Genomic DNA, 16,281 nt, shown 5'->3' with positions numbered 1-16,281 from the left:
AACAATCAAGCGTGCTTGCTTTGGTTTCCGCGCGGGGTGCGCGGCCGCAACTGTCCCGTGGCGCGGGGGTCTTGGGAGGTGACGAGCGGTCGATCGGCGGGGTCTTGAGGCGTACTGGGCGTACTAGCCGTCGATCGGCGCGGGCCTGCCCGCCTTGGTGGCCGAGCGCACCGCGCCCATGCTGGCCGCGATGACCAGCGCGATCGCCACCGCGTCCCGGGCCGAGAGCACCTGGTCCAGGAGCAGGAAGCCGGCCACCGCGGCGATCGCCGGCTCCAGGCTCATCAGGACCGCGAACGTGGGCGCGGGCAGCCTGCGCAGGGCCAGCAGCTCCAGGGTGTACGGCAGCACCGAGGACATCACGGCCACCCCGAGCGCCAGCAGCACCGTGGACGGGACCACCAGCCGGGAACCGGACTCCACCAGCCCCAGCGGCAGCGTCAGCAGCGCGCCGACCGCCATCGCCAGCGCCAGCCCGTCCGCCTGCGGGAAGCGCCGCCCGGTGCGGGCGCTGAAGACGATGTAGGCCGCCCACATCGCGCCCGCGCCCAGCGCGCACGCCGCGCCCACCGGGTCCAGGCCGCCGCCGAAGCCGCCGCCGCCCAGCAGGGCCACCCCGCCCAGGGCCAGGGCGGCCCAGAGCACGTTCACCAGACGGCGCGAGGCCGCCACCGAGAGGACCAGCGGGCCCAGCACCTCCAGGGTCACCGCGGCGCCCAGCGGGATGCGGTCCACCGCCTGGTAGAAGAGCGCGTTCATGGCGGCCATGGCGGCGCCGAAGACGACCACCGTGCCCCAGTCCGCGCGCGAGTGGCCGCGCAGCCGGGGGCGGCACACCACGAGCAGCACCAGCGCCGCGAGCACCAGGCGCAGGGTCACCACGCCGAAGGCGCCGGCCCTGGGCATCAGCAGGACCGCGACCGCCGCGCCGAACTGGACGGAGAGCCCGCCCGCGAGGACCAGCGCGACCGGCCCGAGCGCGCCGAGGGAACGGCCGGACCCGGGGACGGGGCCGCTTGCGGACGCCGCGGGGTCGGCGGGGTGCGCGGAGGCTGCGGGGCTGCCGTTCTCGGCCGTACGTGCGGTGGTCACCCGGTTCACGGTACGGATCGCGGCGCGCTCTGTGAAATGCGTTCTGCACTGCGGTTATGCTCCGCGCGCATGACATCGTCGATCGAGGTCCGCCACCTGCGCTGCTTCCTCGCCATCGCCCGCGAGGGCGGCGTGACCCGGGCCGCCGAACACCTCGGGATCACCCAGCCCGCCGCCTCCAGGACGCTGGCCGCACTCGAACGCCACCTGGGGACGCGGCTGGTCGACCGCTCCACCCACCACCTGGCCCTCACCGCCGAGGGGCGGGCGCTGCTCGGACCGGCGCGGGCCGCCGTCGCCGCGTTCGACGCGGCGGTCGACCCGGCGGCACTGGCGCACCGGCCGCTGCGGCTCGGGCACGCCTGGTCGGCCTTCGGCCCGTACACGACGCCGCTGCTGCGGCGCTGGCAGCGGGAGCACCCGGGGACGCCGCTGGAACTGCTGCGGGTGGACGACCGCACCGCGGGGCTGCTGCGCGGCGAGGTCGACGCGGCGCTGCTGCGGGGGCCGGTGGACGCGCCGGGCCTGGTGACGGAGGAGCTGCTGGTGGAGCGGCGGGTCGCGGCGGTCGCGGCCGACGGCCCGCTGGCCCGGCGCGCGACCCTGACGCTGGCCGACCTGGCGGCGGAGCCGGTGGTGCTGAACACGGTGTCGGGGACGACCACGGTGGAGCTGTGGCCCGAGGGCGGGCGGCCGTCGGCGACGCTGACGGTGGGCAACACCGACGACTGGCTGGCGGCGATCGCGGCGGGGCGCGGGGTGGGGGTGTCGGCGGCCTCGACGGCGGGGATGCACCCGTACCCGGGCGTGGAGTTCCGCCCCCTGACCGACGCCCCACCGCTCCGGGTGACCCTGGCCTGGCGCGACGGCGACACGCACCCGGCGGTGGGAGCACTGCTGGAGGTGGCGAGGGGGATCGTACGGGGGCGGTAGGGGGGTACGGGTGCGCTCCGGTACGGGGCGCTGGGGCCATTGGGGCGCGGGTGCGGGGCCTTCTACCCCCTCCACGCGCCTATCCCTTGAGTGCGGCCACCTGTCGAATGCGTGGCGCGAGTTCACGTACCGCGCGGACGTTCCTGTGCGGCTTCAGGCGCAGGCGCATGGTGTCGAAGTGCTCGTCTCCGCGGGAAGACGAAATGTGCTCGTAGTCCGCGAGGAAACGCGACCACGACTCGCACGCCGCATCCACATGACCGTGTTCCATTTGCCGTTGCGCCAATACGGCGTTGAAGTGCACACGCCCTTGGCGTTCATGAGGCGGCTGGACCCTGAGCGCCTGCTGCAGTGCGCTGATCGACCCCGGAAGGTCCTTTCCCTCGTGGAGCACGTGGGAGACGTGGAACGAGTAGGCCGCATGGTCGTACCCACCGATCGACTCACGCCTGTTGTCCGCCCGCATCAGGGCGGATTCGGTGGCGGCGAGCAGACCCCGTGCGCGGCGGTGATCCCCGACCATCGAAGCGGCATGCGCTTGTTGACCGGTGAGGAACGCTCGAAGTCGTGGACCCGCTTTCGGCGCCGCTTCGGCGGCGGAGTCCGCCAATTCCAGCGCGAGGGGCCCGTGACCGAGGTGGGAGGCCTGCAGGCTCATGCCCCGAAGCGTCCGGCAGTACGTCACGTGGTCTTCCGCCCGCCCCGCGAGCCGCAGCGCCTTGAGGTAGTAGGTCTGCGCGGTACCGTGGTCCCGCTCGTACATCGCCATCCAGCCGGTCAGGTACACAAAGTCGGACGCGGCGGCCCACATGTCCCTCCGGACGGCGGCTGTTGCTTCCGCGCGCAGCCACGGGACGACGGTGTTGACGAGGAAGGCGGCGGCCATCGGCCGGGCGTGCGCACCACCGAGTTCGTCAAGGATGTCCGCGATCTTGTCCGTCATCCTTCGTACGGACTCGACCTGACCCGCACCGATCCGTACCGTCTTCTTGCCCGACGCCACCGGCGGCTTTTCCGCGGCGTGGGCGATTTCAGCGAAGAGCGGCACGGCCAAGGTGGCGGAGAACAGGCCGGCTGCGGCGATCACACCCCGACGGGACGGGTCCATGTCAGCCCTTCCTAGATCGACGATTTCCTCGACAGTGGCGACCTCCGACGGCGCTTGACCGGACGGCACCATCGGCAGACCTGCTTCCGCGTGTGTGACGGTGCGGTGCAGCTTGCGCGAGAACGCTTCGACGATCAGACGCCTGACCGGCGCGTTCGGCATGGTGCCGCTCACCCAGTGCGACACGGCCGATTGGTCGTACCGAAGGTGCATCCCGGCTTCGGCGCCCATGCGGTTGATGATCGACGCGAACTGCGAGCGCGTCCACCCGGCCTGGTCGAGCAGGCGCGCCAGGTCGGGGTTCGGGGTGCGTGCTCGACTGGCCATGGCCTCAACTCCCGACCTCTGACGTGGCGTTCATGGCTTTCATACTCCGGCCGCCCTTCAACGGTACCGCCGAGTGCCTTCGTGCGGTTGCGTAGAAGAAGGACAGATCGCCAGCCGGACGAGGGCCCTCGTACCGCCGGGGGATCATGCGCCCGGGACGGGACCACTGGATCTCCGTTCGGGCGTTCGAAGAACGGGCTGACAACGGAGGTCGCGCAATGACGAAATGGTGGACCCTCTTCATGGCCGGTAACCCGCAGGACGACAGTGACTCCGGCAACAAGCACGGCGGCGGGGGCAGCGACGAGGGCGGCAATACCAGTGACGGGCAGAACCCGGCGGACGGCAAGTGACCGCGACGGACAACGATCCGGAGGAGGCGGGCCCGCCGCGGCTCGCCTCCGCGCTCATGGAGTCGGGCGCGCTCACGGGTGAATGGCTCCCCGCCTACCGGGCGGTGCCGCGCCACCTGTTCGTCCCCGACACCATCTGGCCCGGGCGCGCGGGGATGAACCGTCAGGACGACCGGGTCACCCTGGACGGCGATCCGGACCTCTGGTGGGACGCCGTGTACCGGGACGCGCCGATCACGACGCAGTGGGACGGCGGCCGGTACACCGGACCCCAGAGGGGGCGGACACCGACGAGTTCGAACAGCATGCCGACGATGGTGTTCACCATGCTCACCGCGCTCGACGTGGCCGAGGGACAGAAGGTGCTGGAGGTCGGCACGGGCACGGGCTGGAACGCCGGGCTCCTGGCACACCGGCTCGGCGGTGACAACATCATGTCGGTCGAGGTCGACCACACGACGGCCGCGGCCGCCCGCGACCGACTGCGTCTCGCGGGCCTGCACCCGAAGGTCATCACCGGGGACGGCGCGGAGGGCTACGCCGACGGCTCACCGTACGATCGCCTGATCGCTACGTGCTCGGTCGGCAGCGTCCCGGCAGCGTGGCGCGAACAGACCGTGGCGGGCGGTCTGATCGTCACTCCGTGGGGACCGGCGTACGGCGGCGAAGCCGTGGCCCGGCTCACCGTGGGCGAGGACGGCACGGCCGAAGGCCCGTTCGTGGCGTCGTCGGCGTTCATGCGCATCAGTACGCAACGCAAGTCGTTCCCCGCGACCGCCCGGTTCCCCAAGGCGGACCGGTGGCCGGACGTCGGCGTGCGCTCGGAGACGACCCTCTCGCCTGATGACGTGGGGGACTGGATCCACATGTTCGCCATCGGTGTTCAGGTACCGGACCTGTTCTGCCGCGTCGAGTGGCTCGACGGCGGCTCCTACCGCCTGTGGCTGCTGAACATGCGGGTCTCGGCCTGGGCGACGGCGGACTACGTCCCGGGACACGAGAAGTTCGGCGTCGTCCAGTTCGGCGCACGCCGGCTCTGGGACGAGCTGGAGCTCGCGTGGCGCTGGTGGGACGCCCAGGGGCGTCCGGGCTTCGAGCGCTTCGGGCTGACCGTGGACGACGACGGCGAACGCGTGTGGCTCGACTCGCCGACGTCCCTCGTGCCTGTCCGGAGGTGATGCGCCGGCCCGTCTGCCCCGGCCCCGGCCACCGGAAGCCCCCCTACCCCAGCCCCTCCGCCAGGACCTCCGCCAAGTGCCTCGCCCGGAGGCCCTCCAGTTGGGACAGTTGCGTGCGGCAGGAGTAGCCGTCCGCCAGGAGTTCCGTGGCCGGGGGTGACTTGCGTACCGACGGAAGCAGTTGGTCCTCCGCGCAGGCCACCGACACCTCGTGGTGGCCCTTCTCGAAGCCGAAGTTCCCCGCCAGGCCGCAGCAGCCGCCGCTGAGCGTGCCGGTGAGGCCCGCGCGGGCGCGCAGGCGGCGTTCGGCCGCGTCGCCCAGGACCGCGTGCTGGTGGCAGTGGGTCTGGCCGGCCACCGGGCGGTCCAGGCGCGGGGGCTGCCAGTGCGGGGCCAGTTCCTCCAGGGCCTGGGCGAAGGTGCGTACGGAGGCGGCCAGTTCACCGGCGCGCGGGTCGTCCCCGAGGAGTTCGGGCAGGTCCGTGCGCAGGGCCGCGGCGCAGCTGGGTTCGAGGACGACGACGGGGCGGCCGTCCAGCGGGCCGAGGGCGTCCAGGGTGCGGCGCATCACCCGGCGCGCGTGGTCGAGCTGGCCGGTGGAGACCAGGGTGAGGCCGCAGCAGACCCGGCCCTGGGGGACCGCCGCCGTGAGGCCCGCCGCGTCGAAGACGGCCAGGGCCGCGCCGCCCACCTGGGGCGACAGGTGCTCGGTGAAGGTGTCCGGCCACAGCAGCAGGTCGGGGGCCTCGGGCTGGGGGCCGCGCGCCGCGCAGGCGTCCCGGAAGGTCTCCGGGGCGAGGCGCGGCAGGTCGCGTTCGGGGGCGAGGCCCGCGGCGCGCTTGGCGAGGGCGGCGAGCGGGGGGACGCGCGCCGCGAGGTTGAGCAGCCGCGCGTGCGGCGCGGCGGCGCGCAGCCAGCGCGGGAGGTGGCCGAGCGCGTAGTGCGCGGCGGGGCGGCGGCGGCCCGCGTAGTGCTGGTGCAGGAACTCGGCCTTGTAGGTGGCCATGTCGACGCCGGTGGGGCAGTCGCTGCGGCACCCCTTGCAGGACAGGCACAGGTCGAGGGCGTCCAGCACCTCCCGCGACCGCCAGCCGTCGGTGACGACCTCGCCCGCGAGCATCTCGTGCAGCAGGCGCGCCCGCCCGCGCGTGGAGTGCGCCTCCTCGCCGGTGGCCCGGTAGGAGGGGCACATCACGGACGGGCCCGAAGCGGGGCCCTGCGTACGGCACTTGGCGACGCCCACGCAGCGGCGGACGGCCGCGCTGAAGTCGCCGCCGTCCTGCGGGTAGCCGAAGGCCACGTCGACGGGCGTACGGGGCAGGACCGCGAAGCGCAGGTCGGCGTCGAGGGGCGCGGGGCGGACCAGGACGCCGGGGTTGAGGCCGCCGTCCGGGTCCCACAGGTCCTTGAACCGGCCGAAGAGGCCGATGAGTTCGGGCCCGTAGATCCTCGGCAGGAGTTCGGCGCGGGCCAGCCCGTCGCCGTGTTCGCCGGACAGCGAGCCGCCGTGCGCGGCGACCAGCTCGGCGGCGTCCTCGGAGAACTCCCGGAAGCGGGCCACCCCCCGGGGCGTGACGAGGTCGAAGTCGACGCGCACGTGGACGCAGCCGTCGCCGAAGTGGCCGTAGGGCGTGCCGCTGAGGCCGTGCCGGGCCAGCAGGGCGCGGAAGTCGCGCAGGTAGGCGCCGAGCCGGGCGGGCGGCACGGCGCAGTCCTCCCAGCCGGGCCAGGCCTCGCCGCCGTCGGGCCCGCGGGTCGCGGTGCCCGCCGCGTCCTCGCGCAGCGCCCACAGGGCGCGCTGCCCGGCGGGGTCGGTGACCACCCGGGCGTCGAGCGGGTCGGCGGCGCGGGCCAGGGCGGCGGCGCGGGCCCGGGCCTCCTCGGGGGTGGCGCCGCCGGCCTCGGCGAACAGCCAGGCGGCGCCGCGCGGCAGGGCGGCCCGGGCGGCCGGGTCGCGCACCAGGTCGGCGGCCATGCCCTCGACGGTGAGCGGGTGGTGCGGCAGGAGTCCGGGGGCGGCGTCGGCGGCGGCGCCCTCGTCGGGGTAGCCGAGGACGGCGAGGGCCCGGGCGGGCGGGGCCTCGACGAGGCGCACGGTGGCCTCGGTGAGGACGGCGAGGGTGCCCTCGCTGCCGCAGTAGGCGCGGGCGAGGTCGGTGCCGTGCTCGGGCAGCAGGGCGTCGATCGCGTACCCGGAGATCCGCCGGGGCAGTCCCCGCGGGTAGCCGGTGCGCAGCGGGGCGAGGTGGGCGGCGACGAGGTCGCTCAGTCCCTCGGGGGCGCCGTCCCAGCCCCGGGCGAGGCGGCGCGGGGTGCCGTCGTAGCCGGTGACGGCGAGGGCGTGGACGTTGTCGGCGGTGGTGCCCCAGGCGACGGAGTGGGAGCCGCAGGCGTTGTTGCCGATCATGCCGCCGAGGGTGCAGCGGCTGTGGGTGGAGGGGTCGGGCCCGAAGGTGAGGCCGTGCGGGGCGGCGCGCTCGCGCAGCCGGTCCAGGACGAGGCCGGGCTGGACGACGGCGGTGCGGGCCTCGGGGTCCAGCTCCAGCAGGGCGTTCATGTGCCGGGTGAAGTCGAGGACGACCCCGGTGCCGGTGGCCTGGCCGGCGATGGAGGTGCCGCCGCCGCGCGGGACGACGGGCACGCCGTGGGCCCGGCAGGCGTCCAGGGCGGCGGCCACGTCGTCGGCGTCGCGCGGGGCGACCGTGCCCAGCGGCACCCGGCGGTAGTTGGAGGCGTCCATGGTGGTCAGGGCCCGGGCGGTGGACCCGAAGTCGACCTCGCCGCGCACAGCGGCGCGCAGGGCCGCCTCCACGGCACGGGCGCGCTCGCCCCCGTCCGCGTCCGGTACGGAACCGACGGGTCCGCCCCCGCCCGGCGGGGAACCACACGGCACGGAACCACCCCGCACGCCACCACCCGGCAGGGAACCACCCGGCACGGAACCAGCACGCCCGCCCCCGCCCGGCAGGGAACCACCCGGCACGGAACCACCCCCTCCGCCCCCGTCCCGCGCGCGCTGCCTCTTCTCCCGCCGTCCCGGCTCGCTCATGGGGGTCAGCATGCCCGACAGGTCCTGGGCGCCCCCGGCGTGCGCCCGTGCCGCTCCCGTCCGCGCGTCTCACCCGACGGACACGGTGCTCGGCCCGCCCCGGGAGGCACTAGGCTCCGGCCCGTGGCTGAGATCCGGATTCCCGCTGACATCAAGCCCGCCGACGGCCGTTTCGGCGCGGGCCCCTCCAAGGTGCGTACGGAGGCGCTGGACGCCCTCGCCGCCACCGGCACCTCCCTGCTGGGCACCTCCCACCGCCAGGCACCGGTCAAGAACCTGGTCGGCGAGGTACGCGACGGCGTGCGCGACCTGTTCTCGCTGCCCGAGGGCTACGAGGTGGTCCTGGGCAACGGCGGGTCCACCGCCTTCTGGGACGTGGCGACGCACGGCCTGATCGAGAACAAGTCCCAGCACCTGTCGTTCGGCGAGTTCTCGTCGAAGTTCGCCAAGGCCGCCAAGCAGGCGCCGTGGCTGGCCGACCCCTCGGTGATCTCCTCGGACCCGGGCACGCACCCGGAGCCGGTCGCCGAGGCCGGGGTGGACGCGTACGCGTTCACGCACAACGAGACCTCCACCGGCGTGGCCGCCCCGATCCGCCGGGTCGCGGGCGCCGACGAGGGCGCGCTGGTCCTGGTGGACGCGACGTCCGGCGCGGGCGGCCTGCCCGTGGACATCGCCGAGACCGACGTGTACTACTTCGCCCCGCAGAAGTCCTTCGCCTCCGACGGCGGCCTGTGGATCGGCGTGTTCTCGCCCGCCGCCCTGGAGCGCGCGGCGCGCGTGCACGCCTCGGGCCGGCACGTGCCGGAGTTCTTCAGCCTGCCGACCGCGATCGACAACTCGCTGAAGAACCAGACGTACAACACCCCGGCGCTGACCACGCTGTTCCTGCTGAACGAGCAGCTGAAGTGGATCAACGGGCAGGGCGGCCTGGCCTGGTCGACGGCCCGCACCAAGGAGTCCTCCCAGGCGCTGTACGGGTGGGCGGAGGAGTCCAAGTACGCCTCGCCGTTCGTCGCGGACGCCGACAAGCGCTCGCAGGTGATCGGCACGATCGACTTCGCGGACGAGGTGGACGCGGCGGCGGTCGCCAAGGTGCTGCGCGCCAACGGGATCGTGGACACCGAGCCGTACCGCAAGCTGGGCCGCAACCAGCTGCGGATCGCGATGTTCCCGGCGGTCGACCCGGCGGACGTGCGCGCGCTGACGGCGTGCGTGGACCACGTGATCGAGAACCTCTGACGGTACGCAGACCTCTGTACGCAGAGCTCTGACGGTACGTACGCGAGGGGCCCCGTCCGGTGTCGGACGGGGCCCCTCGCGCGTGCCCGCGGCCGATAACCGCTCTGGCCGGACGGCTCCGGGTTCCCTAGCATCGCTGGCGGCCCGGTCGCGTCTCCCCCTTCACGACTTGGCATGCACACGCCTCCCCCCGGCCGGGTGGGCCCGTTCTCCCCTCGCGGGCCCACCCTCCGGAAGGACGGCCCCGCCGTCAGTCCCGGCGCAGCATCCGCTTGATCCCCAGGGTCAGCGCCGTCGCCACCGCCAGGACGACCACGCCCAGCGTGAAGTTCCCCTTGCTCTGCCCCCCGCCGCCGTCGCCCTTGCCCGCCTCCCCCGACGGCGAGCCGCCGTCGTTCGAGGGCCGCTCCGCCCCCGGGCGGTCCACCGCGAGCCGTGTCACCCGGCTGCGCACGCCCTCCGCGCCGAACATCAGCGCCGAGCCGTCCGGGGTGTAGGTGACCGACTCCGACTGCCCCTCGAAGCCGATGGCCAGGGCCTCCTCCCCGCCCGGGCGGCCGTCCTTCCAGGGGTACTCCCAGGCGCCGAGGTAGCCGCGCAGCGCCAGGTGCGCGCCGTCGGGCGAGAACGCGCCGTCGGTGACCCAGGGCACCTCGGCCACCCTGCGGAAGGTGTTGGTGCCCCGGGCGGAGAGCTTCGCCGGGCCCTCGTACAGCCCGCCGCCCTGCTTGTTCTTGGAGGCGATGTAGGCCCGGCCGGTCTTCGGGTGGATCATCAGGGACTCGGCGTCGCGCGGCCCGTCGGCGTACTTCACGACGTACTGCACGGCCTTCACCGTCTGGTCGCGCAGCTCCGCCGGCTCCGGGAAGCGGTAGATCCACACGTGGTCCCAGCTGCCGTTGAGGTTGTCGCCGATGTCCCCGACGTACAGGTCGCCGTCCGGGCCGACGGAGACCGCCTCCATGTCGCGGGGCCTGCCGACGCCGCTGAAGGTGACCGTGGCGACCGTCTTCCCGGTACGGGAGTCGACCGCGAACACCCGTGGCTCGTCCTGGTCGTTGTGCGTCCAGTACACGCCGGGGTGGCGGCGGCTGGCCGCCAGGCCGCTGGACTCGTCGATCCTCGGGTCCTCGATGGTGAAGCCGCCGTCGTCCGCGACGGCCGGTGCCCCCGCCAGGAACACGGTCGCGGCGGCCAGGGCCAGGGTCGTCGAACGCAGCGCACGCATGGGTCCAGTGTCCATGGTCACATCGCACGGCAGGGCCCGGGTCGGGGATGATGGCCCCCATGCGCTTCATGTTCGTCGGCGACTCCATGACCATCGGGCGCGCCGGCGACTTCACCTGGCGCTACCGGATGTGGCAGCACCTCAACGCGACCTTCGGCGGCCCGTACCGGATCGTCGGTCCGCGCTGCGAGCTGTACGACACCTCGACGGGCGAGCCCGTCTCGCACCTGTACGGCGACCCCGGCTTCCCCGACCGGGCCCGCAAGCACCTGGCGGGCTGGGGCGAGGGCTGGCAGCACATGGCCCCGCTGATCCGCGGGACGGTGGCCCGGCACAAGCCGGACGTGCTGCTGATCTCGCTGGGCCTGATCGACCTGGGCTTCTACACGACGGCCGAGCAGACCGCCGCGAACGTACGGGAGTTCTTCGCCGAGGCCCGCGCCGCCGACCCGTACCTGCGCGCCGTGCTGCTGCCCGTGATCCCCAACGTGCGGGCCCACTCGGACGCCCCGTTCGCGGCCGAGTGCGAGCGCTTCAACGAACTGCTCGCCAAGGCGGTCGCCGACCTGGACGAGCCCAACTCCCCGGTGCTGCTGGCCTCGCCGCCGCGCGCGTACGACGTCGACACCGACACCTACGACGGCACGCACCCGGGGGTCAGCGGCGAGCACAAGCTGGCGGCGGCCTTCGCGGACGCGATGCACCAGGCGTGGGGGATCGGCGAGCCCTACCCCTTGCCTTGAGCGCACTCCAACCGGGTTCCATGGAACCCATGGAGTACACGCAGCTGGGACGTACGGGACTGAGGGTCAGCCGAGTGGTGCTCGGCACGATGAACTTCGGCGGCGGCGCCGACGAGGCCACGAGCCACGCGATCATGGACTCCGCGCTGGACGCGGGCGTCAACTTCTTCGACACGGCCAACGTGTACGGCGACACCGGGCGCCGGGGCTGGACCGAGGAGATCGTCGGCTCCTGGTTCGCGCGGGGCGGCGGTCGGCGGGACCGGACGGTGCTCGCCACCAAGGTGTACGGGAACATGGCCGAGGGCGAGGCCTGGCCCAACCACGACAAGCTGTCGGCGGTGAACATCCGCCGGGCCGTCGAGGCGAGCCTGAAGCGCCTGAACACCGACTACATCGATCTGTACCAGTTCCACCACGTGGACCGGGACACGCCCTTCGACGAGATCTGGCAGGCGGTCGACGTCCTGGTCCAGCAGGGCAAGGTGCTGTACGCGGGCTCGTCCAACTTCCCCGGGTACAAGATCGCCCAGGCCAACGAGACCGCCGCGCGCACCGGCCGGGTCGGCCTGGTCAGCGAGCAGTGCCTGTACAACCTGTTCGAGCGGCGCGCCGAGATGGAGGTCATCCCGGCCGCGCGGGAGTACGGCGTCGGGGTCATCCCCTGGTCGCCCCTCCAGCAGGGCCTGCTCGGCGGGGCGCTGCGCAAGGAGCGCGAGGGCACGTCGGGCTCGCGCACCTCGGGCGGCCGGGCGGCGCAGGCGCTGAAGGACCCGGTGGTGCGGGCCCAGGTGCAGGCGTACGAGGACCTGCTCGACGAGCACGGCCTGGAGCCGGGCGAGGTGGCGCTGGCCTGGCTGCTGACCCGGCCCGGGGTGACCGGCCCGATCGTCGGCCCGCGCACCCCCGAGCAGTTCGACTCGGCGCTGCGGGCGGCCGGCCTCGAACTGTCGCCCGAGCTGCTGGCGGCGCTGGACGAGGTCTTCCCGGGACCCGGCCCCTCGCCGGAGGCGTTCGCCTGGTGAGCCGCCCGGGGCGCGCCGTCAGACGACGGAGGCCACGGCGATGATGGCGAACATCAGCACGAGCACGCCGGCCATGATGCGGTTACGGGTCTTGGGGTCCACGTTTCGAGCGTAACGCGCCCCGGGACCGGCGCGTGCCCAGGGGCCACGTGCCGACGGCAGCGCGAAGGGCCCGCACCCCACCGGGGCGCGGGCCCTCCTCACGTACGCGCGTGTGCCTAGGCCGCCGTGGTCAGCCGGGCCCGCGGCGTCACCGACACCCGGGGGTGCCCGCCGCGCCAGGCCACCGACAGGCGCAGGCCGCCCGCCCGGGCGAGCACCAGGCCGATCGCGGCCGAGGCGGTCAGCGACACCAGGCCGCCGACGGCGAAGCCGACGCGCGCCCCGTACGTGTCCGTGATCCAACCCACCAGGGGCGCGCCCAGCGGCGTGCCGCCGGCGAACACCATCATGTAGAGGCTCATCACGCGCCCCCGCATCAGCGGGTCGGTCGCCATCTGCACCGTGGAGTTCGCGGTGATGTTGACCGTGAGGCCCACCACCCCGATCGGCACCAGCAGCAGGGCGAACAGCCAGAAGTACGGCGACATCGCCGCCGCCACCTCCAGGGCGCCGAACAGCACCGCGGCGGCCACCAGCATCCGCAGCCGCGAGGTGGCGCGGCGGGCGGCCAGCAGGGCGCCGGCCAGCGAGCCGAGCGCCATCAGCGTGTTCAGGAAGCCGTACACCCCCGGCCCGACGTGGAAGACGTCGGCGGAGAACGCGGTCAGCCAGATCGGGAAGTTGAACCCGAAGGTGCCGATGAAGCCCACCAGGACGATCGGCCAGATCAGGTCGGGACGGCCCGCCACGTACCGCAGGCCCTCCCGCAGCTGGCCCTTGCCGCGCGGCACCCGGGGCACCCGGTGCAGCTCGGCGGGGCGCATCAGGAGCAGTCCGGCCAGCGGCGCCAGGAACGACAGGCCGTTGATCAGGAACGACCAGCCGCTGCCGACCGAGGCGATCATGACGCCGGCGACGGCCGGGCCGACGAGCCGGGCGGACTGGAAGTTCGCCGAGTTCAGGCTCACCGCGTTGGCCAGCTGGGCGGGGCCGACCATCTCGGAGACGAACGACTGCCGGGTCGGGTTGTCGATGACCGTCACCATGCCGAGCAGGAAGGCGATCAGGTAGACGTGCCAGACCTGGACCTGTCCGGTCAGGGTCAGGGCGGCGAGCGCCAGGCCGCACAGTCCCATGGCGCCCTGGCTGATCAGCAGGATCCGGCGCTTGGGGTAGCGGTCGGCGAGCACGCCGCCGTACAGGCCGAACAGCAGCATGGGCAGGAACTGCAGCGCCGTGGTGACGCCGACGGCGGCCGAGGAGCCGGTGAGCTTGAGGACCAGCCAGTCCTGGGTGATGCGGGCCATCCAGGTGCCGGTGTTGGAGACGATGGCACCGGTGAAGAACAGCCGGTAGTTGCGGACCTTGAGCGAGGAGAACGTTCCGCGGTTCGCCTTGCCCGCCGAGGTGCGCGGGGTCTTGCGGTCGTGGTCGGGCTGATGTGCGGGGGCGGAGTCTGCTCCGGATCCCGAACTCAAAAGGGTCGCCTCCTCGGGCCTCGGTCTACAGGTGCGCGAGCTTCTCCAGTACGGGGGCGGCCGCGCGCAGCTTGGCCCACTCGTCCTCGTCCAGACCCTCGGCGAGGGCCGCCAGCCAGGCGTTCCGCTTGCGGCGGCTCTCCTCGAGCATGGCCTCGGCCCGCTCGGTCTGGCTGACGACCTTCTGGCGGCGGTCGTCGGGGTGCGGCTCGAGCCGGACCAGCCCCTTGGCCTCCAGCAGCGCCACGATGCGGGTCATCGACGGCGGCTGCACGTGCTCCTTGCGGGCCAGTTCGCCCGGGGTGGCGGAGCCACAGCGGGCCAGGGTGCCGAGCACCGACATCTCGGTGGGGCTCAGCGACTCGTCGACCCTCTGGTGCTTGAGTCGACGGCCCAGCCGCATGACGGCCGAGCGGAGGGAGTTCACGGCGGCGGCGTTCTGTGCGCTCGCGTCGACGTGGGGCAGGTCAGGCATGTTCGTTAGCATAACTCATTACCCATGCTAAATACCACTCGACCGAAACCGCGTCGGACACCTCACTCGAAGGAGTGAGAGGAATCCGGAAAGTGACACCCGTCGCGGCGGCCCGGGCGACCCTGCAGACATGGGATCGACAGTGCTCAGCCTGCGCATAGACGGTGAGCTGCTCGACCGGCTACGGGGGCATGCCGCCAAACGCGGAATGAGCGTCCAGGACTACGTGGTCCGGACGCTCATTCGCGACGACTTCGACGAACGGTTCAAGACAGCGGTCGACGAGACGGAGAAGTTCTACGGGATGGCGTGAGGCACCTCACGGGGCCCACGGGGGCGGTGCTCAGGTCAGGCCGAGGGCCGGCATCGCGTAGTAGAAGACGAACACCGCGGACACCGCGTACATCGCCACCGGGACCTCGCGGCCGCGGCCGGCGGCCAGGCGCAGCACGGTGAAGGCGATGAAGCCGATGCCGATGCCGTTGGTGATCGAGTAGGTGAACGGCATCATCACCATCGCCAGGAACGCCGGGATCGCGATGGTGAAGTCGCTCCAGTCGATGTCCCTGACCGAACCGGCCAGGATCAGGAAGCCCACCGCGAGCAGCGCGGGGGTGGCCGCCTGGGACGGGACCATCGTGGCGAGCGGCGTGAGGAACAGCGCCACGGAGAACAGCGCGCCGGTGACGACGGAGGCGAGACCCGTACGGGCCCCCTCGCCGACGCCCGCCGTCGACTCCACGAAGCAGGTGGTGGCCGAGGAGGAGGTGGCGCCGCCGGAGGCGACGGCGAGGCCGTCGACGAGCAGCACCTTGTTGATGCCGGGGAAGTTGCCGTCCTTGTCGATCAGCTTGGCCTCGTCGCCGACGCCCAGGATCGTGCCCATGGCGTCGAAGAAGCAGGACAGCAGCACGGTGAAGACGAACAGGACGCCGGTCAGCACGCCGACCTTCTCGAAGCCGCCGAACAGGCTGGCCTTGCCGAGCAGCCCGAAGTCGGGGCTGGAGACCGGGTTGCCGGGCCACTTCGGGGTGGTCAGGCCCCAGGAAGGGACCGTGGCGACGGCGTTGATGACCATCGCGACGACCGTCATCACGACGATGGAGATCAGGATCGCGCCGGGCACCTTGCGCACGAGCAGGGCCAGGGTCAGCAGCACGCCGAGCACGAAGACCAGCACCGGCCAGCCGTTGAGGTGGCCGTCGCCGCCGAGCTGCAGCGGGACGGTGGTGTGGGCGGCGTCCGGGATGCGGGAGACGAAGCCGGAGTCCACCAGGCCGATGAGCATGATGAACAGGCCGATGCCGATCGCGATGCCCTTGCGCAGGCCGACCGGGACGGCGTTCATCACGCGCTCGCGCAGGCCGGTGGCGACGAGCAGCATCACCACGAAGCCCGCGAGGACGACCATGCCCATCGCGTCGGGCCAGGCCATCCGGGGCGCGAGCTGGAGGGCGACGACCGTGTTGACGCCGAGGCCGGCGGCCAGGGCGATCGGGACGTTGCCGATGACGCCCATGAGCAGCGTGGAGAACGCGGCGGTGAGCACGGTGGCGGTGACCAGCTGGCCGCCGTCGAGCTGGTGGCCGTACATGTCCTTCGCGCTGCCCAGGATGATCGGGTTCAGCACGATGATGTAGGCCATCGCGAAGAAGGTGGCGAAGCCGCCGCGGACCTCGCGGGCGACGGTGGAGCCGCGCTCGGAGATCTTGAAGTAGCGGTCGAGGCCGCCGGTGGGCTGCGGGGGCGTCGGCGGTGTGTCGACCGTGGCGGAAGCCGGGGCAGGCATGCGGGATTCCTCAGTCTGTACGGGAAACAAGTCCGGTCGGGTAGTGCTCGAAAACCGGCCGAACTTGTACATTCACACGAACAAATCGAGTCGACCGTAAGCCGTTTCAGTATGAATACATAACGCGAAGATCGCTATCTCCGCGCGTAGAGCCTTGCG

At 72.8% G+C, this 16,281-nt stretch carries 14 protein-coding genes; 7 read left to right on the top strand and 7 right to left on the bottom strand.

What is annotated here, in order from left to right; all coding sequences use genetic code 11:
- Positions 1-123: 123 nt before the first annotated feature.
- Entirely contained in the window at positions 124-1,101 is a 978-nt protein-coding gene (locus tag ABT160_RS15070) for an EamA family transporter (RefSeq protein ID WP_502984229.1), read from the bottom strand.
- A gap of 60 nt (positions 1,102-1,161) precedes the next feature.
- Between ABT160_RS15070 and ABT160_RS15065 the strand changes: the two genes are divergently transcribed.
- Complete coding sequence (locus ABT160_RS15065; protein WP_351647564.1) at positions 1,162-2,025, top strand: LysR family transcriptional regulator; 864 nt, start codon at positions 1,162-1,164, stop codon at positions 2,023-2,025.
- A 79-nt stretch (positions 2,026-2,104) separates the two neighbouring features.
- Here ABT160_RS15065 and ABT160_RS15060 read toward each other — a convergent pair whose 3' ends face one another.
- Positions 2,105-3,460, bottom strand: a complete 1,356-nt coding sequence (locus tag ABT160_RS15060; protein WP_351647562.1) for an NsdA family TPR-like regulatory protein — start codon at positions 3,458-3,460, stop codon at positions 2,105-2,107.
- A 218-nt stretch (positions 3,461-3,678) separates the two neighbouring features.
- Here ABT160_RS15060 and ABT160_RS15055 point away from each other — a divergent pair, with 218 nt between their 5' ends.
- Together ABT160_RS15055 and ABT160_RS15050 are read left to right on the top strand one after the other, a co-directional pair.
- Positions 3,679-3,813 carry a hypothetical protein gene (locus ABT160_RS15055; RefSeq protein WP_351647560.1) on the top strand — a complete coding sequence of 45 codons (135 nt, stop codon included), beginning with the start codon at positions 3,679-3,681 and terminating at the stop codon, positions 3,811-3,813.
- Positions 3,810-4,991, top strand: coding sequence for a methyltransferase domain-containing protein (locus ABT160_RS15050; protein WP_351647559.1), 1,182 nt, complete (start codon positions 3,810-3,812; stop codon positions 4,989-4,991). Before ABT160_RS15055 ends, ABT160_RS15050 begins: the two co-directional genes overlap by 4 nt.
- Positions 4,992-5,034: 43 nt before the next feature.
- Here ABT160_RS15050 and ABT160_RS15045 read toward each other — a convergent pair whose 3' ends face one another.
- Positions 5,035-7,803 carry an FAD-binding and (Fe-S)-binding domain-containing protein gene (locus tag ABT160_RS15045; protein WP_351647588.1) on the bottom strand — a complete coding sequence of 923 codons (2,769 nt, stop codon included), beginning with the start codon at positions 7,801-7,803 and terminating at the stop codon, positions 5,035-5,037.
- A gap of 360 nt (positions 7,804-8,163) precedes the next feature.
- Here ABT160_RS15045 and serC point away from each other — a divergent pair, with 360 nt between their 5' ends.
- The gene (gene serC, locus ABT160_RS15040) at positions 8,164-9,282 is read left to right on the top strand and encodes a phosphoserine transaminase (RefSeq protein WP_351647557.1); all 1,119 of its coding nucleotides are present in this window, start codon (positions 8,164-8,166) and stop codon (positions 9,280-9,282) included.
- Positions 9,283-9,532: 250 nt separating this feature from the next.
- Here the strand turns inward: serC and ABT160_RS15035 are convergent, their stop codons facing one another.
- A complete protein-coding gene (locus ABT160_RS15035) occupies positions 9,533-10,510 on the bottom strand; it encodes a WD40 repeat domain-containing protein (protein ID WP_351647555.1) in 978 nt (325 codons plus the stop codon).
- Positions 10,511-10,569: 59 nt separating this feature from the next.
- Here ABT160_RS15035 and ABT160_RS15030 point away from each other — a divergent pair, with 59 nt between their 5' ends.
- Positions 10,570-11,253: a GDSL-type esterase/lipase family protein gene (locus tag ABT160_RS15030; protein ID WP_351647554.1), complete on the top strand. Its 684-nt coding sequence runs from the start codon at positions 10,570-10,572 to the stop codon at positions 11,251-11,253.
- Positions 11,254-11,282: 29 nt separating this feature from the next.
- Positions 11,283-12,278 carry an aldo/keto reductase gene (locus ABT160_RS15025; protein WP_351647552.1) on the top strand — a complete coding sequence of 332 codons (996 nt, stop codon included), beginning with the start codon at positions 11,283-11,285 and terminating at the stop codon, positions 12,276-12,278.
- Between the two features lie 218 nt (positions 12,279-12,496).
- Here the strand turns inward: ABT160_RS15025 and ABT160_RS15020 are convergent, their stop codons facing one another.
- Both ABT160_RS15020 and ABT160_RS15015 read right to left on the bottom strand, forming a co-directional pair.
- Positions 12,497-13,858: an MFS transporter gene (locus ABT160_RS15020; protein ID WP_351647550.1), complete on the bottom strand. Its 1,362-nt coding sequence runs from the start codon at positions 13,856-13,858 to the stop codon at positions 12,497-12,499.
- 25 nt (positions 13,859-13,883) lie between these two features.
- Positions 13,884-14,333 (bottom strand): MarR family winged helix-turn-helix transcriptional regulator, encoded by a 450-nt coding sequence (locus ABT160_RS15015; protein ID WP_351647548.1) that lies wholly within the window; start codon positions 14,331-14,333, stop codon positions 13,884-13,886.
- A 130-nt stretch (positions 14,334-14,463) separates the two neighbouring features.
- On the opposite strand from ABT160_RS15015, the gene ABT160_RS15010 reads away from it, so the two are divergent.
- The gene (locus ABT160_RS15010) at positions 14,464-14,646 is read left to right on the top strand and encodes a ribbon-helix-helix protein, CopG family (protein ID WP_351647546.1); all 183 of its coding nucleotides are present in this window, start codon (positions 14,464-14,466) and stop codon (positions 14,644-14,646) included.
- A 30-nt stretch (positions 14,647-14,676) separates the two neighbouring features.
- Here the strand turns inward: ABT160_RS15010 and ABT160_RS15005 are convergent, their stop codons facing one another.
- Positions 14,677-16,122 (bottom strand): NCS2 family permease, encoded by a 1,446-nt coding sequence (locus ABT160_RS15005; RefSeq protein WP_351647545.1) that lies wholly within the window; start codon positions 16,120-16,122, stop codon positions 14,677-14,679.
- Between the last annotated feature and the right edge of the window lie 159 nt (positions 16,123-16,281).

Source organism: Streptomyces sp. NPDC001941, assembly GCF_040296945.1.
In the GTDB taxonomy this organism is placed as follows: domain Bacteria; phylum Actinomycetota; class Actinomycetes; order Streptomycetales; family Streptomycetaceae; genus Streptomyces.
This window is presented reverse-complemented; position numbering and strand designations above follow the sequence as displayed.